Raw genomic sequence first — 18,062 nt, 5'->3', positions numbered from 1 at the left:
TTTTTGTCTTCTTATCCCTATAAATCTCGATGGCAACAGAAGTTTTTGAACCGCGAGGCGGATAGGCAAGCAAAAAACCACCTATAGGCTATCGTTGACTCCTGCATCGACCTTTTCTGTTTCCGTTTTGGCATGGAGGCAATATGAAAATCGTTAGCGTTAAAATTGAAAATTTCAGATCTATTGAAAATGCGCATTTGACCCTCTCCGACTTCAATATTTTGATAGGCCAAAACAACACAGGAAAAACCAATTTTTTTGAGGCAATAGCTTGGTTTTATACCGGCTCCGGTCTTACTAGCGATATGAAATACCAGCGAGAGGCAGGAAGAGAGATCATCGTGAGCTTAGAGTTCTCAGGCGCTCAACATGGCGCCGAGAACATGATAAATGAAGCCAACCGGACAAAGATCCAGAACTTCCTATCTGGCGCAGATAACATAGTCGTTACAAGACAAAGTTCAGAGCCAAAAAAACGCGTAGTGGAAATCAATGGTGAAATCAAAAAAAACCCCACCGGATTTGACCCCGCCCTTAATGATTTCCTCCCTAAATTTGAGTACATCCACACCCGCCAATATTATGAAGAATTCACAAAATACAACCAAAAGAGCGCTGTAGGAATTATGCTCTCATCTGTCATTGAAGAAATACTAAATGATGACCCAAAATACAAAAGGTTTCGCAACACCTTCGACGACCTATTTAACGCCGAAGATTCTGCCGTTAATGCTCACTTCAAGGCTTTGGGACACTCCGTAAAAAGCCATCTCGAAAAGCAGTTCTCCGAGTGCTCTAAGGTTTACTTTGAAGTTCTATCCCCGGAGTTTAGCGATCTACTGAAGAAATTCGAAACAGTTGTCGATGATGGGATCGAGACCTACGCAAGTGAAAAAGGAGACGGGATGCAGCGAGCATTGATGCTCGCAATCATCCAGGCATATGCCGACTATCGCAAAGCGAGAGAGGATGCGGGAAAATCCTTTTTATTCTTCATTGATGAAGCAGAATTACACCTCCACCCAACGGCCCAAAGAAAACTAAAAGATGTTTTATTAGAGCTGAGTTCGACCCTTGATCAAGTTGTGATCAGTACACACTCATCGGTCTTCGTCGCCGACTCAAGCAGTCGCGAGTCAGTATTCAAGACAGAAAAGCATGATTGTAAAACGGAAATCTTTAAAACAGACGAGAATGATAAGCCTTATATAATCTACGAATTACTCGGGGGCAGCCCCGCCGATCTGTTATTACCAAGAAACTTTCTGATTGTAGAAGGACCGAGTGAACTTGAACTTTTGACCCGTGTAATAAAGCGCCACTATAACGACCAACCTTCGATACAGATCATTTCTGCCGAAGGCGATACGCACCAAGCAAAACGTTCCATAAATGCAATATCAAAAGCTTACTCTCCGATGGGCACAAGCATTTACAACGAACGTACGATTATCTTATGCGACCAACCTACTGAAAGAGCAAGACCCGGATTTGAACAATTCATTGAGGGCCATATCGACTTACACCGCCGAAATCAAATAGTTGTGCTTCCTTTTGGCAGCCTCGAAGAATGCTACCCCGATGAGCAGGGATGGAAACGAAGTGAAGAGCAAACCAAAGGAATGTCCGGCCACCAGAAAAAGCAACTCGCGAAGACTGTTGGCGATGAAATTTCCAAAGAGTCCTTTGAATCTAATATGCCTGCCATGTTAGATGCTTTAACGAAGGCGTGGAATAACGCCTTTTAAGCACTCAGCCAGGGGGACTCAGAGTCCTCCTGGCATCGCGAAAATCTCAGGCTGCTGTACGCATTTCACCCACGGCACAATCCACCCAAGCCGCCCCTGCCCTAGCCAGCTCCCTCGCCTTACCCTCACTGATCCCATAATGCTTACCGACTTTTACCATTGCCCATTTGGCGCCGTAATAAAGCCAGATGATATCGCCCATTTGTTGATCCCGATGTGCGAGCCTGGCAACTGCATTGTCGATAGCAATCGCCCAGTCATCCGTGATGCAGTAGTTGTTGCTCGCAGACGGCTGGGCTACCGCTTGTCGCATCAGCGCTAAAGTCGGTGACGTGTAACCAGGAACCCCCATTCCATCCATCCTCCACCAGCCCCACTGCTCAAGTAGGTATTCGGTGTCCCCCAATGGTCGGCCTGCTGGCTTACGAATCATCATTCTTTCAATCCCCTGTGTAATTTGTTCCGCCCGCTCCCAGGCGGTTCGATTGTTCGTATTGGCTCTGTGGTCCAGCCATAGGTGGCGAAACTTTCAGCGCGGAAATTTCACGCTGAGCGTGCTGCAGTTTGAAACTTAACTGAGTGACTAACTCGTCCGAAGAAAGCACCAGTTTGCTACCCCAAACAACCCAACCTGAGCCGTTGCAATCAGCACAAACCAGCTCATAAAACAGTCCTTTTACAACCGCTTTTCCCTTGCAGATCGAGCAATGCTCCAGCTCGATCTGTTCCCGCTTAAAGCTAGGCACTGGCCTTTTCTGCATGTTTTGAAACCTCGCCTTTTATGGTTTCGTGATTTGGCTAGAAGCCGCGCCATTCAAGGCCTCGGCGGCATTCTGCGAATTTCCGTTTCTAGTCATGGTCGAGCGGTGAATCAGGCTGAAGCCTTTCCCGTCTAACCATTCGTGCCACTTGCCCAGGGCTTCGCGCTTGAGCAGTTCGGCGGATGTGTGAATGTAGGTCTGCACGTTGCGGGTCATCGTGTGGTTCACCAGCATCTCGCCGATGAGGAAGTCCACGCCGAGGTCAGTCCAGCCGGTGCGGGCCACTTTGCGCAGGTCGTGGCTTGTCCACTCGCCCTGCCCCAACCGGGTGAACACGGCACAGGCCTGGCTGTCGCTGAGGCATCCACCGCCACGCGCCGGGAAGACGAACGCGCCCTTGTAGCCCTTCGCTGCCTGCCAGTCCCGGTACCGCTCCAGCAGCGCGCAGACCTGATGCGTCAGTGGCAACCGATGTTCGCAGCGGGTCTTGGTGTTCTCGGCCGGGATGAACCACTCGCCCTGCTCGCCCAGGGTCATGTGCGCCCATCGAGCCATGCGGGTTTCGCCTACGCGCGTACCGTGGCAGAGCATCATCAGCGCCAGCATGCAGTCCTGCGGGTACCGGTCGAAAATGGCGGCCAAGTCCCCGATCACATCCTCGAGCTGGACGGCGCGCAACCGGGAAGGCTTGGGCTGGATCTTGGCCTTGGTGAAGTCGGTGAACTTGAAGCCGGCGATCGGGTTGGAGCTGATCATGCGCAGCTTCTCTGCCTGCCGGAACGCCACCACCAGAACGCCCCACATCAGGCGCACGTATGACAGCGAGAACTTCGCCTGCATAGGCCACATCAGTTGCTTATCCAGTGTGAAGCGGTCGACCTCCTCCACCAGCAGCTCACCGAGCCGCGGCTTCAGGTGGCAGGCGATGATCGAGGTGTTGGTGGATCGGCGCTTGGCCGACAGGCTGCGGTCAACGGCTTGGCGCGCCGTGAACCAGTCGAGTAACTGGCCGACCGTCTGCAGCGTGCCAGCAGCGGCTGAGGCCTTCGGGTCAGCAGCGAGGCGCTCGCGGATCTTCGGCAGCGCATTGATCAGCCCTTTCACCGGAAGCTCCGGGAAGCCGGCGATCTTCTCCCACTTCTTGCCGACCACCAGGTGCCACGTACCGCGCTCGCGATTCTTGTGGAAGCGAAAGTAAACGCCTGGGTACCGCGCGTCCCGCATGTCACGGATATCGGTGTTGGCCGATTGCCGGCGGATCTCGGCATCAGAAAACGTGGTCAGCAAGCTCTGGCTCATGGCGTGTTCGGCTCCGGGTCGATCGGGTAATCCCGGATATGCACGCGAACGGCACCACCAGGCACAGGCTTGCCGATGTTGATCGTGGTGACGAAGTTCTTGTCGTCGATGCCCAGGCCATCGGCAATGCCGTCCCGGCCGGCCTTGAAGCGCGCCAACAGGTTGTCATCGTCGTAGGAGCGGCGATTCGGCGGGCAGAACGTGACCCAGAAGTACTTTTTGCCACTGAGGCGCGGCGCATCCAGCGCCATCGCGATCAGACCGCAGGTGCGGCGGTACGCCTTCGCGAGTTTGTGTTTTCGCCGCCAGTGCACGCGCGCGTTAGGACTCAACTCCTTTGGCGGCCACGGCAGCGTCATGTCGATCATGCAGCCCCCTTTACGGTGAGAATTCCGGCCCGGATCAGGCCTTCGTGGGTTTCGGCAATGGCGCGCGGCATGTCCTGCCAGTCGATGTCGCCGGCGGCGCGGCCGTCGATTACGTCGTGGCAAGCGCTGCAGGCGTACACCGCGACGGTGTCGAAGCCCTTCATGCCCATGCCCTTCTGCCCGCATGGCAGATGCGCAAGGACGGTGGTTTCTGGGTTGTAATTGCAGATGCCCGGCATCCGGACGGTGCACTCTTGGCCATTGGTCGAGGCGCGGAGCTTTCTCGAACTCACTCGCATGCTGGCCTCCCCGTGACGACGTCGACGACTTCGTAGGTGCCCGGCCACATCCACGATCCATAACGCTTGGCCATCGCCTCATCGGCGAACAGCGCCAGCGCGTGATCAGGTGGCGAACTCAAATCGACCTTGAACGAGCAGCAGAACACGGCCCAGCGGTAGGTTTCGATCTCAGGAACAGCCAGGCGACGGTCAGACATGGCGGGCAGCCCTCGATCGCATGGCGCGCAGTTCTGCAAGCGCTCTGTTTCCGATCTCAGGTGTGCGGCGCCCTTCAACTCGCTCAGGCAGAGCCAAGGGCATATTCTGCAATGGCAGGCCCTCAATCAGGCGGCGAACAGTGATGGTGTAATTGCGCTCGAACAGCTTGAGGCTGAGCGATTCTTCGAGCTTGTTGAGGCTTTCAAAACCACACTCTTTCGCCGTGTGCCAAACCGCGTCGTGGCTCCACCGTGCCCGGCCAGCCCTGCAGGGATGGGCGTTGCGGCATGCTTCGCGATGTGCGGTAGCAAGTGTTGGCAGGCCAAGCATCTCGGCAGTTGGCGTGCACCAGCCGATGAACACCCCAGGCGCCGGGATAAAATCACGACCTGACTGACGAGCGCCCATCAGACCGAACTGCAGCTGATCAAGGCTGCGCAGTCCTGCCTCCAGAAAAGCCTGTAGCCACTCCTTTTTTGCCGCCTTGTAGGCCGCCATATCCGGCCAAGCCTGCTTCCAAGCCGGGAAGATCGCGCGCAATTGGCGAAACAGGCCGTTGATCACAATGGCGGTTTCGCGATTGATCTCTGCCTGAATCTCTTGGGGGAGTGGCTGTTCCTTGGCGATGTACTGGCCCGACTGGACCTTCGCCCAAAGGCCTGTCGTGACGACTGCAACGCTTTTCATTGGGCCGCCTCCTGCTCATTCCAGCCAGTGTCGTCATCGTCGAACTCTTGAGACGCTTGGCGTGGTGCGAACTGTTTGACGTTGGAGGTTCTGTTCAGATCGTTGCGTACCCACTTGACCAGCATGCTGACCCATTCGGCCTCGGTATTGATCTGGCCCTTCGGCTCGTAGTAACCCGTGAACGCTTTCAACATCTCGTCGGTGAACAGCTCCAACGGAACAGCCTGGTGCAGCGCATAGGTTTTTAGAATCTTCGCGTCTGGCTTCCATCCGAGGGTCATTTCGCTGGGCATGCGAGGGTCAACCGACTCACGCGCAGAGAGAGGTTCTTTATTCTTCTCTAAATCTTCTTTAGGTAACGCACCGCTAACGTTCGCAGCGTTACCTTTAGCGTTGGCAGACTTGTGGTTTGCAACACGCTTTGCGGTAAGAAGCCTGTTTTTAGCGGTCTTCCCGTTGTGGCGCTCGAAATGAGGAAGGCTGATCACCCCATCAGCCTCAATCATCCAGCCGACCAATTTCATGTGGTCACAGAAACCGGTAACGCCCACCAAACGGTCGAGTAACTTTTTGCTAACGCTCGGAGCGTTACCGTTTTCGGTTTGTTGGTCGAACCAGCCCCAGACGCGCATCAGCTTGCCGACCACCGCATCAGGGTCGATATCGGCGAAGTCTGCGATTTGACAGACCTCTGGCTTATCAAGGGTGGTGAGTTCGAATTTGATCCAGTCGCCGGCCATTACACGGCCTCCTGCAGAAGTTCAGCGAGACGGGCCAGGCCCTTTGGGGTTACCAGTGGATCGAAAGCGGCACGGTCAGCACCGGTTTCTGAGTCAGGCTTGAGAGCAGTGACTTTGTGGACCATGAGCCCGGAGGTGATGCGCGGTTGATAGGCAGTCCAGCGGCCGGAGCCTTGGCGGCGAAAGATCCACCGGTTCTGCTGCATCCAGGCGAAGAGTTTCGAAGGTTTCAGCTGCAGATGCTTCGCAGCGTCGGTGATGCAGATCGCGCCGCCAGCGGCTGCAAGACGGTTGATGGCTGCAACCTTAGGCGCCTGGTCGAGGATGACCAGCCGCAGGGTTTGGTTGTCCTTCGCCTGATCAGCAGCAGCCTGAAGCGCCTCCGCGTAGGTGGCCGGGATCTGGAATTGGCCCGCTTGGGCTTCCAGCTCTTGCCAGCGATCAATGATCCGGGCACGCAGCTCGACGCTGTAACCGGACACAACGACCAGCGTGTCGCGCTGCGACAGAAGGAACTCGCGGTAAACCTGACCGTTCTGCGGGTGCACGTAGGGGGTGTCGTTTGAAGAAACGACACCCTTCGCAACCAGCGCACGGATGGTTTTCAGCACGTTGTCGTGAGAGCTGCCGATCAGCTCAGCGATCTCGCGAGACGACATGTGTCGCGACACGTTTTGAGATTGAGCAAAACGTGTCGCAGAGTTCGGGGTATTGCCGGGGGTGACGTTCGTGTTCATACTGGCCCCTGAAATTTGTTGTTTGAAGAAGCCGGTCTAGCCACCGGCTTTTTTTTCGTCTGCGATTTTTCACTGTATGGATTCCCAGCATGTCCGACGCACTGCCAAGGCCGCCGCTTCTGCTGGATAATTTGCTCAATGGAACGCGCTTTTAAGCAACCGAGAGCTCCGGCCAAATTTGTTTCCAGTCATCCGGCCGCAGTGCTTGACGAGTGACTTTTCCATCTGTGACCGATTCAGTTCGTGCAGCGATTTCCGCCGAAGCGGTCTTGTGTCCGTAGGCAATCAATCGCAGATACGCGCGAGTGGTACCTGTCTTCGCCACAGATGCGTCGGTTGCTGTTTTCAACCACTCAAGAAGTTGAGGATTTTTTGTCCGCATGGCGGGCCTCCCTTTAGATGCCTCGGATTATTACCCGCAGGTAACCTCAAAGCAATACCCATAGGGAATTTACCTGTTGGTAACAGTGATGGATGATCTGCGGATGGAAATTTCAGATATTCGCCGCGAAAATTTGCGGACACTTATGAAGCAGCGCTTTGATGGGAGGCAGGCCAGATTGGCCGATGCTTTAGGTAAGAGCGCCAATTACATTTCACGCTGCTTATCGACAGCCCAATCATCCGCGGGCAGCAAAAATATCGGGGAAGACTTCGCTCGAGAGATCGAGCAGAAGCTTGGCCTGGAGCGCTATCAGCTCGATCAAAAAGACATGCAGCTGGTGGCGAAGGTCGAAGGTAACGCGGAATATTTTGGCGAATTTTCGGTTTGGGACGATGACACGCCGCTGGACGATGACGAGGTGTACGTGCCATTTCTCAAGGAAGTAGAGCTGTCCGCTGGCAATGGAAAGACCGTTGTAGAGCCGTCGAATAAGCAGAAACTGCGGTTCGGCAAAATGACGCTGCGTCGGCAAAACGTTCAGCCTAGCGAGGCGGTATGCGTTAGCGTCAGCGGAAACAGCATGGAACCAGTACTCCCCCACGGCAGCACTGTGGGGGTTGATCAAGGCTGCACGACTGTCACAGATGGGAAGATGTATGCCCTAAATCATGGCGGCCAACTCCGTGTTAAAACCCTCTATCGCGCACCAGGTGGCGGCATCAGGATGCGAAGCTACAACATAGAGGAGCACCCAGACGAGGTGTACACCGCTGAAGAAATGCTGCAAAAAGACATTATCGTGATAGGGAAAGTCTTCTGGTACTCAGTCCTCCTGTAGAGGCGAGAAAGTCGCTCAAGAAGCCCGCTTAGCAGCGGGTTTTTTTTCGCCCGCAGAAAAATAATTACCTACAGGTATTGACCACCACTGTTACCCACAGGTAATGTTTGTCCATCGCCGGATAACAACCGGCCAGATGGAAGGCAGCGATGAACCGGCCTGAACGGTTCAGATGGGTGGCCACTACCCAAGGCGCGCAGCGTAAAGCGATCGAAAAAAGTGTTCTGGTGGGCCGAGCCGCGACCAGGTGAAAAATTTGAACGAGCCCGTACCGCGCCAGCAGCGCCGAAGGGACAAGGAAACTTTCACTGATGCGCCTGGTTGCCCGGGCGCATTGGGAAAACAACCGGGAGTCACAACAAATGGAATCGGAAATCGTTAGCGGTGCATGGAAGGGCTATCTCGGTCGCGGCCTTGCACCGCGCGAGCTTCAGTTCGTGCTTTCTGCTGCTCAAGGCATGACAGCGAAAGAGATTGCCCGGGTGTTCAATGTTGAGCCGGGCACTGTGGTTAAGCGGCTTTCGAACGCTATGTTCAAGCTTGGCGTTCACCGCCAGACCGCAATGGTCGCCGAAGCAATGCGTCGCCAGATCATCTCGCCGATGTGCATCGCTCTCGCGGCGCTCATCGCGATGCACTCAATGATTGGGGATGACGCCATGCGCCGAGATCGCCGCGTACCGGAACGCAGAACAGCGCAAGTTCGAATGGTGCGCCGCGCCGAACAGCCTGAACTGTACGCCTGAAGCAATTACCGAGACCCGAAGATTGGGCCTCGGCAGTTTAACGAGTTACTTCTTGGATTCGAGGTTTTCGATCCGCCCCAAAAGGACGGTTACGACGTTGCACAGCGAGAAGATCGCCGCCGCCGCGTCCTTTGCATCCTTCGATTCGCCATGAAGTGCGAGTTTGTTCGCCACAGCTCGAGCTGTATCGATCGACTCAACTGTTCCGCTTCTTTCCTGACTCATAAACGTCCTCTGTTGTGCATCTTGGTAGAGCATCAAGCGTAACACTCGGTGCAACACCTGTGCAGCAGACGCTGGACACCTGCACTCAACCGGAGATCCACATGCTCCTGATCATCCTGATCGGCGCAGCGCTTACGCATGTGCGGCCAGAACCGCCCTGCTCTGTCGGGCTGCCAACCGATCCGCAACGTGCACGCCGTGAGCGATGGCGATGTACCGCCGGGGTCGCCGCGTTCTGGCGCTGAACGATCCCGCCAAAAATCTCGCCACCCGAGATCACTGCATCTGAGCAACACAAAAGGCCCTCCCGTCCAGTTGGGCCTTTTCTTCGCCTCGCGTTTATCCGTCAGTACTCTCCCCTGGGCCCAACGGCAACCAGCAGGCGGCGCCGAGTGCTGACGAATACACGCAACACCCACTACCGAGGGATCAGCCATGCAAATGCACCCACTGATGCAACAGCGCGTCGATGTTCTGCGCGTACTGATGATTCGTACCCAGGCGGCGCGCGAGACGTTCGCCCGACTCGCCGGCCTAGTGATGCCGGAGAAGAAGGTGCGCTTCCAGGTGAAGACGGTCGGCAAAGCCTTTCACGTCGTGGACCTGTCCACGGGCAAGACCAAGGCGTTTCGCTGGACCTACAAAGCAGCGCTCGACATGGCGATTCAGTTCGAAGAAAAGGCCAACCGGCCAGCAGGGGGTGAGCAGTGATCGGCGTCCCACTTCCAAACCCGCGGGATCAACTGATCGACAACCTGAACCAGCAGCTGGACGCGTTCTTCGGCGCCGGCAACAAGGTCAAGCAGGTCGACCCCGGCGCAACCGGTGTGCGAGACGCGATGTTCGGCACCTCCTACACAGCAAGGCTGCGCGCCGAACGCGACAAAATGGCGCCGCAGCTGAAGGCGCTGGCCGAAAAAGGCCTCACCGTCATCGAGGCAGCGAAAGAGATGGGCATGGAAACGAAGCGCGCCCGCCTGATCGCCCGAGAGAACAGCATCAACTTCCCGGGGCCTCAGTGAAGCGAACCATCAACCGGGCGGCCACGCGCCGCCGACAGACCTGGCTGGACTTGCCAGCCAGCGGAATTGAAGAGGTAGGCCATGGCCAAGAGCAACGCGGAACGGTCAGAGAAAGCATCGGCGAAGAGGAAGAGCCGCGGCGAAGAGGAAATCAGGCTGCACTGCCTGCCCGGTACGCGCCAAGCCCTTGCTGAGCTGATGGCCTGGAGCGGCATCGAGGAACAGGGCGAGGCGATCACGCTGATGATTCACCACCTGCATGGCCTTGGCCCGGGCGGCGCCCTTCCCCTACTCACCCCACCGCGACACGAATACGTGATAACCGAAAACGTGTCGCGGAAGTTGAAGCTTGCTTTCAACCGAGAAGCCGCCCGGATTTGCAAAGACGAATGAATAAAATCTAGGAAAATACCAATCAAATTGAAACCACAAATAGTCATGATCGAAACGGAATACGTGAAGCAATCACTGGAATGTCAGCCAAGCCTAATGTTTTGAGCAGCGTTTCGATGGACCTCTGTGATAATTCTTGATTTGGTGTTGGGCCCACATGAATAGCCTTAATCGCTTTTATATCAAATGTCTTTTTAACGTATGGTACTAAATAATCAGATTTAACCCTAAAACTCACATCAGAATTTAGGTCTTCCGGCAAAACAGCCCTAACTTCTTGTTCCTCTGCAAAATGCGCATTTTTGAATTTGGCTGCCTCTACCAGCAACCGACCATATTCAGACAATCCATTCGGCCCAACCGTACCGTCCGCCGATATATCACCGGCAATTTTCTCTAACACACCGTTTCCAAGCTGATGGGCAGCGGCGTATTTCTCTTCCTTGGTGTAAACACAGTCATATAGCTCGAATCCGTCGCGAAGAACTGATCTCTCTAGCTCAATCGCGAACTTACCATATGCACGCCATTGACTAAGAGAGTCCCCAGAGCAACTGAATGAACAACTAAATAAAGCATATCCAGAATCTTGGAGCGCTGTGGAGTCTCGAATTAGACCATTAATGAAATCAAACGCCCTGTTTTTTGACGCGTCTGGATACCCGACCAACTCATAGATTTCCAGCCAATCAACTATTTCAGCTAAACCAGTTTTAAGCTCCTCCTTGTCATTCATAAAGTTTATATGCGTAAACCAAAATTCCCTATTAGTAAGAATTGATTGAATCGCATGGATATCCGTGTAATGAAAAAGCGACATTGAACCCCCTGACAATTATGATAGTTAATACAGCTACAAATACCCCACTTCTACGAATCACGCCAGCCGGCGAGTTATCTTAAAACAATTGTCATACTAAAAGATCAAATAACATCTTCTTTAACATCCTCGCCATCCTCACCGATGAATATTCTAGCTATTTCAACCTCGTAATAATCACGCATTTCGGAAACAGTATTGTAATCCATCAATGAAATCAATTCTGACAACCCAATCAACTTCAAAATCACTGCACGAAGCTCTTCGTTATTCTTCGCAAGTTTTTTCGTTTGCTCTAGCGTGGCAGAACTATTTCCTGCAGAAACCCAGTCTCCAATTCTAGCTAGACCTTCGGTAGTTCTGTCCTGTTTCTTTTCGACAAGTTGAATATATCGATCGATCATTCCTAAGATCGCAAGCCTTGCCTTCTCCTTTGTTTCGCTTGCAGCTTGCTCGGAAGCACTTTTTATTTGCTCCTGCTGAGCTTCGAAAGCCTTAGCTTGATTCGACTGCATCCCCTCAAATTCTACTCTCTGCGCGTCAAGCAACTCTCTCTGCAGGTAAACAGTCTTAAGTACAGCAAGCAAAGTAATGAATGAGACTAACGGCCCAAATATTCCGCCAATATAGCTCCCGAAATTTGACCAATCGCTGGATTGTCCAGACAAGCCACCGTCAAACTTTGAAAGATAAGCTGCAACAGCGATACAGAATGCAATCACAATAGATATGCATGACCAAAACCAAAAACTCGTTACTGCTTTAAGTGCCTTATTTGTTCCACTAGACATACCGTTCCCCGCCTAATTTGTCATTCACTGTACCTGATCCCAACCATCTCCACCGCCCGGGCATGCCCCGGCATAGGACGCCCCATGCCCACAGAAAACAAAACGGCCGAGCCGCTTCCGACATTGGTGACCGGCAAGGAGCCAAAGCCGTATCCTGACCGTCTATACCACATCGATTACACGACACACCCTCATCGTTGCGGGTGCTTGAGTGGCGACGAAAAGGCGCAGCGGCGTTTTGACGAATACCAGCGCGACACCAGGCGGGCTACAGCAGAGGGTGAGGTTGGGCGACTCACCGCCGAGCGTGACGCCCTGCAGCAGCGCCTGAACGCAGCGGATCAGCGGATTGATGAGCTGACCACACGGCAGGCCGAAAGCCGCACGATCAGCCTGTCTGGCTGCGAATTCACCGAGGACGAGCTGGTCGGCAAGGCTGTACGAGCCGTTACCGGAACCAGTCGGCGCGGAACTCTGCGTTGGGTTGCGATGAAAGACGCCTTCTGCGTCGGATCCGGTGTTGCGCACGCGCTTTGCAGGCGGTTCGGGTTCGACCCCGACGAAACGGTTCAGCCGTGAAGCGCCTTATCCGCCGAAAATTCGAAGCCTGGCTGATCCTGCTGGCCGCGAAGATCCTCGAGGGCCGGAACGTCCACCGCTCCCCGGTCGTCTCCCGCCAGGACAACAACAGGATGTACGGCATGGCCGAAGAGCTTGAAGACATCGCCGAGCGCATCAGCAACAAATACCAGTAACTCCCTCCGGCTTAAAAATCAGCCAAATATCAGGAAGCGAACATTCAGCCCGACGATAAGTAAAGCAGTCCAAGGAGCGGGTGTGCGCATCACGCCGAACAGGAGAAAAATAAAAGGGTTCATCATGCCACCCACAACAAAAATGAGAGACACGCCTTTTGGCTTACTTGGATCAAATAGCTGCCAGACTGCTAACCCTATCCAGACGGCCCAAAAGAAGTACATCGCCACGCCATCGACGCGGAAGAACGCACGCTTGAACGTCTCTCCAACCTTATCTGTCTCGTTGAGCATCTGGGCCACAGCAATAACTGACTCTTATCGATAGTAGCCGTAGCTTCAAAAACCTCTACTCCCTCCCCCTTCAAAGTCAGCCGCTATAGCGGCAAGGACGAAGTCATGCTCCGTGTTTCCTGCATCAACTCCGTAGCAGATCCCGGAACCACTCCCGCAAGTAGCCCCTTGCCCATTACTTACGGAAGCGTGTGCAGCGGCATCGAGGCGGCAACGCTTGCATGGCAGCCTCTCGGCATGAGCGCCACTTGGTTTGCCGAGATCGAACCCTTCCCCAGTGCAGTGCTGGCTCACCACTACCCAAACACGCCGAACCTCGGCGACATGACCAAACTCGGCGCGCAGGTGCTGGCCGGCAAGATCGCCGCGCCGGACGTGCTCGTCGGCGGCACCCCGTGCCAAGCGTTCAGCGTGGCGGGGATGCGCGAAGGCCTTACCGACCCGCGCGGCGCACTCACGATCAAATATGTGGAGCTAGCAGATGCAGTTGACTATGTTCGCGCCGGCCAGCGAAAGCCCGCCTGTGTTGTCGTCTGGGAAAACGTCCCCGGCGTCCTCAGCGACAAAGGGAACGCCTTCGGATGCTTTCTTGGCGCGCTTGCTGGGGAAGACTGCGAACTGCAGCCTTCAGGGAAAAAATGGCCGGACGCTGGTTGTGTGTATGGACCCAAAAGAACAATCGCGTGGCGGATCCTGGACGCCCAATATTTCGGCTTGGCCCAACGACGCCGTCGCGTGTTCGTTGTCGCAAGTGCTCGAGACGGATTCGATCCCACCGAGGTACTTTTTGAGCGAGAAGGCACTCGCAGGGATTGCCCGCCGGGATGGAAGGAGAAGCCGGAACTTCATCCTACTCTCACGGCACAAGGGGGTGGGTCTCTCGATGATCGAGAGGCATATGTTCTGGAGGCCGATGGTGTCCGCCGCACCAGCGTAATCGAATGGGAACGCTGCCAAGGCATATCTGATAACTATACCTTAATCCCTTGGCGCGGAAAGCCTGCAGAGGAATGCCCCGATGGGCCTCGATACAAGGCGATCGGAAACAGCAAAGCCGTGCCAGTTATTAAGTGGCTAGGTGAACGCATTCTGAAACAGCAAATCTAACCAGTTATTTTTTGCAAGCGCTTAATCAATGCTTCCTTGATAGCAAAGTAATCAAACTGCGTATTCTTCATATACAAGTGAACAGCCGCATGACAATTTGGACATAGCAATGCCAAATCAGACGGCTTTACCTTCTGTGATGACTCATAAGTTGAAATGGCCGTTTTGTGATGGGCTTCAATATATGGAAATGCATAAAGCGATTCAAAATCAATAGCACATATTTCACAAACCCAATCCGCAGAGGCTTTGACCGCCGCAACAACCGCCGCGCTTCTTTCTGCCATAAGATGTGAGACATACCTTTTACCACCCTCTTCATAGTACTGTTCTACCTGACTAATATTTGCACCTACAAAAACTTTCTTGTCACGCTGCAGAATCACGTAGGTATCCATTATTTCGGAGACTAAAAACCTTCCCTCGAAACTCCACTCCTTCCCTGCGTCTGTAAATAAAAATATCGGATACAGATGCTGTGGTTGATTGATTAGCGCCTGATTTGCTTTTTCAGCATATGAGATAATTTTACTCCTCGCCTTAAAGGAGTAGTGATAGGTCATTTCATCACTATCTGCCCAGCCATCACCCTCATAACTACCAGGACGCACTTTAACTATCACACCACTTAAGGCTGGGAACTCACCAATCCAATTAATACCCTGCTGAGGCGTGTTACCAATTAAAAATTCCGCACCACCCCAATAAGGGGAAGACTGAATTTTAGAATATTGAACTAGATCATAAAGATTTCGCTTTGAAACACTTTCGCGACCTATCAACTTAAACAGATCACTACCTTCCGCAAGAATCATAAAATTTGCTCAAGCTCAAACGTTTCAATAAAAAACGCATCTCGCAAACTAAGATCGCTTCGTAGCAACGGATCGACATCGCGCAAGTATGCTGTCTCGAGATTATACCCTTTCGAATTCAACATGACAGGCATATCCACTATGGCATTGAATTTGGAAAGCTGCCGAATACGCTCACCTTCTGAGCATTGCTCAGAGCCACTATCCTGCTCCAAACTTTCTTGCACCTCTATAACTTGGTCAGCCCAAATCTCCAGACCAATTACTACATTGAACTCTGCGTGCCCAAGCTCCACTTTATAAAGATCCGAATCAACAACGCTCAGATTCTCAAAGTAGAACTGCTGAGTAACGACTTCATCAATCGACGGTACTGTATCGAACTCCAGAAGCCCCAAGTAATGTCTTGCAGCATCAAGAATCTCATTCTGCAGCTTATCAAGCATCTGACGTGCAAAAACAGACAGATTGAAGGGACCTACATTACTTAATGCATTAATTATCGGATCAAGATTATCAAGATGAATTAAAGAAGGGTACTCCAAGCAAAAATCCTCCATGTCGCGATCGTTACTTACAACATATATAGAGCTATCTTTGGCCCGCGAATAGTTCACCAGAGACAGCAAAGCAAACCCATCAGGAAATTCGTGCTTTTTACTCTCACTGAAAGGAGGACGTCCAGAAAAATACCTTTCAAACACCTCAATAGGGTCGACATCGTCAAACGGCACTATTTCAGGCGTAGCTAACTCGACAAAGCGACTGTAATTTTCAAGCAGCGCATCAGATATATCCAGTTCAGACACCCGCTCGAAAACACCCGAAACTGGCAACTCTGTTGCATTCCTGAGGACCATTGCCTCTTTTTTAAAATCCTTGACGCTCTTTGCGGCCTTAGCGGCCCCTGCCTTTATATGCCCTCGAATCTCGAAATCAATAATAGGACTCATTAATAAAATAATTTCACCAGCGGATGCCAACAGCGACAAGCGTTCTAACTCATAAGTTAAAAACTGAAAGTTTTTTCCTTCATAGATATTCGTATCAACAAATACATACTTAGATTTCAATACAAAGTCCGACACTTGTACGTCCTTCTCTGACAAGAAAATATTGCAATAGGCAAATTGCCAGCATAGCTCATGTAGATCGTGGATAGGAGGGGAAAATCGGACTGATGTTTCCGGCCTAGAAACGCACATCACCAACTTTCACCGCTATGCGCGGTATGGAGCACCAAAATGGAAACCGAAATCCTCTCGGATGAAGAACTGGCTGAACTAACAGGCTACAAGGCTAGGGCATACCAGAGGCGCTGGCTGACAGATCGTCAATGGGTCTTCGTCGAAAGCCGCGGCAAGCGCCCGCTGGTGGGCCGCATGTATGCCCGCATGAAGCTGGGCATGATCAGCCCTGCGGTTGCCGATCCGAACCCGCCGGCGGCTGCACCGGTATGGACACCTGACTACTCGCGAGTGAATTGATATGCGCCCCCGCAAGGCCGACACACGCAACTTGCCGCCTCGGATGTACCAGTGGACGCGAACACGAAAAAGCGGAAAGGTTTGGATCGCCTATTACTACCTGGATATGACAGGCAAGGCGATCCCGCTGGGCAAGGATCTGGACTTGGCTAGGGCCAAATGGGCGGAGCTGGAGGCGAAGGAAAAGCCGATTGATTTGCGCACAATGAAGGGCATCTTCGACCGATATATCCGCGATATCGTATCTAAGAAAGCGGCACGAACGCAGAAGGACAATTTGGCGGAGATCAAGCAGCTTCGGCCGATGTTCGACAGCGCACCCATCGACTCAATCACCCCAGCAACTATTGCAGGGTACCGCGACGCGCGGACCGCCAAGGTTCGGGCGAATCGCGAGATTGCTACTCTCTCCCACATTTTCAATATTGCCCGGGAATGGGGACTGACGACCAAAGAAAATCCCTGCCAGGGCGTGCGCAAAAACAAGGAAACGCCGAGGGACTATTACGCGAATGATGTGGTTTGGGATGCTGTTTACATGAAGGCAGCTCAAGAGCTGAAGGACGCGATGGACTTGGCCTATCTGACCGGGCAAAGACCGGCAGATGTCCTGGTCATGAGGAAGGACGATGTCGAGGGAAATTACTTGGGTGTGCAGCAGAACAAGACACACAAAAAGCTGCGTATCCAGATGACTGACGGTGATGAGCCAAACAGTCTGGGCCTGTTGATCGGGAGAATGGCCGAGCGCAATGCTCAGCACATTTGCAGCTATTTGATCGTGAGCGCACGCGGCAAGCGGATGACCGCGAAGATGCTTCGCGATCGATGGGACGACGCCAGAGAAAGGGCCAAGAAAGAAGCTGAAGAAAAAGGCGATGTTCAGCTGGCTGAGAAAATCGGAGGCTTCCAGTTCAGAGACATCAGGCCGAAAGCGGCGTCGGAAATCCTCGACGTCGGCGATGCAAGCCTACTCTTGGGGCACACCAAAGGAGACATTACCGAGCGCGTTTATCGACGAATTGGCGCCATTGCCAAGCCATCGAAATAGCCCCGAAAATCGTTACAAAACTCAAAATCTGCTCCTTGTAGAACGCGGGCTGTAGAGGTGTCAAAAAAAAAACGTGTCGTAACGAAAAACGGCTACAGGCCCCGGTTTCATTGGCTTTGCATATCGGTCTTGAAAACCGTCGACTGTAACAGGTCCATGAGTTCGAATCCCATCGCCTCCGCCATCTTAAGTACGACAAAGCCCTGATTATTCAGGGCTTTGTCGTTTCTGACGTTCCAGAAATTCTGATGACATCAGGATGTTTTCCACAAACCGCAACTTTCACTCCCTTCTCCAGCGTCCTGCCGAACATAAAACACTCTTCATGTAATACGGGAATTCATCAAGATGACCCTGGCCTTGATGATGGCACCTGACTGATGGCTATCAGCCGAATGCTGCCCCCTGCGGACGACTGCCCTGGCCGAAACCATTTCATCTCCCACGACTGCCTTTGAACCGTAGCTGCTGCTCAATAATGGATAAGCGTGTC

General features: G+C 53.1%; 26 protein-coding genes and 1 pseudogene. 11 read left to right on the top strand and 16 right to left on the bottom strand.

The features are described from left to right. Nucleotides 1-143 precede the first annotated feature (143 nt). The gene (locus QRN46_RS14625) at nucleotides 144-1,748 is read left to right on the top strand and encodes an ATP-dependent nuclease (RefSeq protein ID WP_285355441.1); all 1,605 of its coding nucleotides are present in this window, start codon (nucleotides 144-146) and stop codon (nucleotides 1,746-1,748) included. Between the two features lie 46 nt (nucleotides 1,749-1,794). On the opposite strand, the gene QRN46_RS14620 is transcribed toward QRN46_RS14625, so the two are convergent. From QRN46_RS14620 to QRN46_RS14575, 10 genes are all read right to left on the bottom strand, one after another. Then, nucleotides 1,795-2,184 carry an antiterminator Q family protein gene (locus tag QRN46_RS14620; protein ID WP_285355439.1) on the bottom strand — a complete coding sequence of 130 codons (390 nt, stop codon included), beginning with the start codon at nucleotides 2,182-2,184 and terminating at the stop codon, nucleotides 1,795-1,797. 4 nt (nucleotides 2,185-2,188) lie between these two features. Beyond that, nucleotides 2,189-2,509, bottom strand: coding sequence for a hypothetical protein (locus QRN46_RS14615; RefSeq protein WP_285355437.1), 321 nt, complete (start codon nucleotides 2,507-2,509; stop codon nucleotides 2,189-2,191). An 18-nt stretch (nucleotides 2,510-2,527) separates the two neighbouring features. Continuing rightward, entirely contained in the window at nucleotides 2,528-3,808 is a 1,281-nt protein-coding gene (locus QRN46_RS14610) for a tyrosine-type recombinase/integrase (protein WP_285355435.1), read from the bottom strand. Next, a complete protein-coding gene (locus QRN46_RS14605; RefSeq protein ID WP_285355433.1) occupies nucleotides 3,805-4,176 on the bottom strand; it encodes a RusA family crossover junction endodeoxyribonuclease in 372 nt (123 codons plus the stop codon). Before QRN46_RS14605 ends, QRN46_RS14610 begins: the two co-directional genes overlap by 4 nt. Next, on the bottom strand, nucleotides 4,173-4,475 hold the full coding sequence (locus tag QRN46_RS14600; protein ID WP_285355431.1) for a nuclease domain-containing protein: 303 nt from the start codon (nucleotides 4,473-4,475) through the stop codon (nucleotides 4,173-4,175). Before QRN46_RS14600 ends, QRN46_RS14605 begins: the two co-directional genes overlap by 4 nt. After that, a complete protein-coding gene (locus QRN46_RS14595; protein ID WP_285355429.1) occupies nucleotides 4,466-4,675 on the bottom strand; it encodes a hypothetical protein in 210 nt (69 codons plus the stop codon). Before QRN46_RS14595 ends, QRN46_RS14600 begins: the two co-directional genes overlap by 10 nt. After that, nucleotides 4,668-5,363, bottom strand: coding sequence for a replication protein P (locus tag QRN46_RS14590; RefSeq protein WP_285355427.1), 696 nt, complete (start codon nucleotides 5,361-5,363; stop codon nucleotides 4,668-4,670). Before QRN46_RS14590 ends, QRN46_RS14595 begins: the two co-directional genes overlap by 8 nt. Further along, entirely contained in the window at nucleotides 5,360-6,103 is a 744-nt protein-coding gene (locus QRN46_RS14585; protein WP_285355425.1) for a DnaT-like ssDNA-binding domain-containing protein, read from the bottom strand. Before QRN46_RS14585 ends, QRN46_RS14590 begins: the two co-directional genes overlap by 4 nt. Beyond that, the gene (locus tag QRN46_RS14580) at nucleotides 6,103-6,762 is read right to left on the bottom strand and encodes a phage antirepressor KilAC domain-containing protein (RefSeq protein ID WP_285356088.1); all 660 of its coding nucleotides are present in this window, start codon (nucleotides 6,760-6,762) and stop codon (nucleotides 6,103-6,105) included. The genes QRN46_RS14585 and QRN46_RS14580 overlap by 1 nt, the downstream gene beginning before the upstream one ends. 229 nt (nucleotides 6,763-6,991) lie before the next feature. Continuing rightward, nucleotides 6,992-7,222 carry a helix-turn-helix domain-containing protein gene (locus QRN46_RS14575; RefSeq protein ID WP_285355423.1) on the bottom strand — a complete coding sequence of 77 codons (231 nt, stop codon included), beginning with the start codon at nucleotides 7,220-7,222 and terminating at the stop codon, nucleotides 6,992-6,994. A gap of 145 nt (nucleotides 7,223-7,367) precedes the next feature. Here QRN46_RS14575 and QRN46_RS14570 point away from each other — a divergent pair, with 145 nt between their 5' ends. After that, nucleotides 7,368-8,063, top strand: coding sequence for a S24 family peptidase (locus QRN46_RS14570; protein WP_502942403.1), 696 nt, complete (start codon nucleotides 7,368-7,370; stop codon nucleotides 8,061-8,063). Between the two features lie 362 nt (nucleotides 8,064-8,425). Further along, the gene (locus QRN46_RS14565; RefSeq protein ID WP_285356086.1) at nucleotides 8,426-8,809 is read left to right on the top strand and encodes a response regulator transcription factor; all 384 of its coding nucleotides are present in this window, start codon (nucleotides 8,426-8,428) and stop codon (nucleotides 8,807-8,809) included. A 45-nt stretch (nucleotides 8,810-8,854) separates the two neighbouring features. Here the strand turns inward: QRN46_RS14565 and QRN46_RS14560 are convergent, their stop codons facing one another. Next, the gene (locus QRN46_RS14560; protein ID WP_285355420.1) at nucleotides 8,855-9,067 is read right to left on the bottom strand and encodes a hypothetical protein; all 213 of its coding nucleotides are present in this window, start codon (nucleotides 9,065-9,067) and stop codon (nucleotides 8,855-8,857) included. 402 nt (nucleotides 9,068-9,469) lie between these two features. On the opposite strand from QRN46_RS14560, the gene QRN46_RS14555 reads away from it, so the two are divergent. The 3 genes from QRN46_RS14555 (at nucleotide 9,470) to QRN46_RS14545 (ending at nucleotide 10,449) form a co-directional block, all read left to right on the top strand. Beyond that, entirely contained in the window at nucleotides 9,470-9,745 is a 276-nt protein-coding gene (locus tag QRN46_RS14555; protein ID WP_285355419.1) for a hypothetical protein, read from the top strand. After that, the gene (locus QRN46_RS14550) at nucleotides 9,742-10,056 is read left to right on the top strand and encodes a hypothetical protein (RefSeq protein WP_285355418.1); all 315 of its coding nucleotides are present in this window, start codon (nucleotides 9,742-9,744) and stop codon (nucleotides 10,054-10,056) included. Before QRN46_RS14555 ends, QRN46_RS14550 begins: the two co-directional genes overlap by 4 nt. 81 nt (nucleotides 10,057-10,137) lie before the next feature. Next, nucleotides 10,138-10,449, top strand: a complete 312-nt coding sequence (locus tag QRN46_RS14545) for a hypothetical protein (protein WP_285355416.1) — start codon at nucleotides 10,138-10,140, stop codon at nucleotides 10,447-10,449. Nucleotides 10,450-10,492: 43 nt separating this feature from the next. Here QRN46_RS14545 and QRN46_RS14540 read toward each other — a convergent pair whose 3' ends face one another. Together QRN46_RS14540 and QRN46_RS14535 are read right to left on the bottom strand one after the other, a co-directional pair. Then, on the bottom strand, nucleotides 10,493-11,269 hold the full coding sequence (locus QRN46_RS14540) for a DUF2971 domain-containing protein (protein ID WP_285355414.1): 777 nt from the start codon (nucleotides 11,267-11,269) through the stop codon (nucleotides 10,493-10,495). A gap of 104 nt (nucleotides 11,270-11,373) precedes the next feature. Beyond that, nucleotides 11,374-12,060 carry a hypothetical protein gene (locus QRN46_RS14535; RefSeq protein WP_285355412.1) on the bottom strand — a complete coding sequence of 229 codons (687 nt, stop codon included), beginning with the start codon at nucleotides 12,058-12,060 and terminating at the stop codon, nucleotides 11,374-11,376. A gap of 84 nt (nucleotides 12,061-12,144) precedes the next feature. Here QRN46_RS14535 and QRN46_RS14530 point away from each other — a divergent pair, with 84 nt between their 5' ends. After that, nucleotides 12,145-12,639, top strand: coding sequence for a hypothetical protein (locus tag QRN46_RS14530; protein ID WP_285355411.1), 495 nt, complete (start codon nucleotides 12,145-12,147; stop codon nucleotides 12,637-12,639). Beyond that, on the top strand, nucleotides 12,636-12,815 hold the full coding sequence (locus tag QRN46_RS14525; protein ID WP_285355409.1) for a hypothetical protein: 180 nt from the start codon (nucleotides 12,636-12,638) through the stop codon (nucleotides 12,813-12,815). Before QRN46_RS14530 ends, QRN46_RS14525 begins: the two co-directional genes overlap by 4 nt. Nucleotides 12,816-12,833: 18 nt before the next feature. Here QRN46_RS14525 and QRN46_RS14520 read toward each other — a convergent pair whose 3' ends face one another. Then, nucleotides 12,834-13,109 (bottom strand): hypothetical protein, encoded by a 276-nt coding sequence (locus QRN46_RS14520; protein ID WP_285356085.1) that lies wholly within the window; start codon nucleotides 13,107-13,109, stop codon nucleotides 12,834-12,836. A gap of 168 nt (nucleotides 13,110-13,277) precedes the next feature. On the opposite strand from QRN46_RS14520, the pseudogene QRN46_RS14515 reads away from it, so the two are divergent. Next, nucleotides 13,278-13,943 (top strand): annotated as a pseudogene (locus QRN46_RS14515) (DNA cytosine methyltransferase); the annotation flags it as partial. 269 nt (nucleotides 13,944-14,212) lie between these two features. On the opposite strand, the gene QRN46_RS14510 reads toward QRN46_RS14515, so the two are convergent. Both QRN46_RS14510 and QRN46_RS14505 read right to left on the bottom strand, forming a co-directional pair. Next, entirely contained in the window at nucleotides 14,213-15,031 is an 819-nt protein-coding gene (locus QRN46_RS14510; RefSeq protein ID WP_285355407.1) for an HNH endonuclease, read from the bottom strand. Further along, entirely contained in the window at nucleotides 15,028-16,119 is a 1,092-nt protein-coding gene (locus QRN46_RS14505) for a PIN domain-containing protein (RefSeq protein ID WP_285355405.1), read from the bottom strand. Before QRN46_RS14505 ends, QRN46_RS14510 begins: the two co-directional genes overlap by 4 nt. Before the next feature lie 156 nt (nucleotides 16,120-16,275). On the opposite strand from QRN46_RS14505, the gene QRN46_RS14500 reads away from it, so the two are divergent. Together QRN46_RS14500 and QRN46_RS14495 are read left to right on the top strand one after the other, a co-directional pair. After that, nucleotides 16,276-16,518, top strand: a complete 243-nt coding sequence (locus QRN46_RS14500) for a DUF4224 domain-containing protein (RefSeq protein ID WP_285355403.1) — start codon at nucleotides 16,276-16,278, stop codon at nucleotides 16,516-16,518. Between the two features lies 1 nt (nucleotide 16,519). Further along, on the top strand, nucleotides 16,520-17,569 hold the full coding sequence (locus tag QRN46_RS14495) for a tyrosine-type recombinase/integrase (RefSeq protein ID WP_285355401.1): 1,050 nt from the start codon (nucleotides 16,520-16,522) through the stop codon (nucleotides 17,567-17,569). Nucleotides 17,570-18,062 lie beyond the last annotated feature (493 nt).

This window comes from Pseudomonas sp. lyk4-R2A-10 (genome assembly GCF_030209075.1).
In the GTDB taxonomy this organism is placed as follows: domain Bacteria; phylum Pseudomonadota; class Gammaproteobacteria; order Pseudomonadales; family Pseudomonadaceae; genus Aquipseudomonas; species Aquipseudomonas glycinae.
The sequence above is the reverse complement of the archived record's forward strand: the minus strand, read 5'-3'. Positions and strand labels throughout refer to the sequence as shown.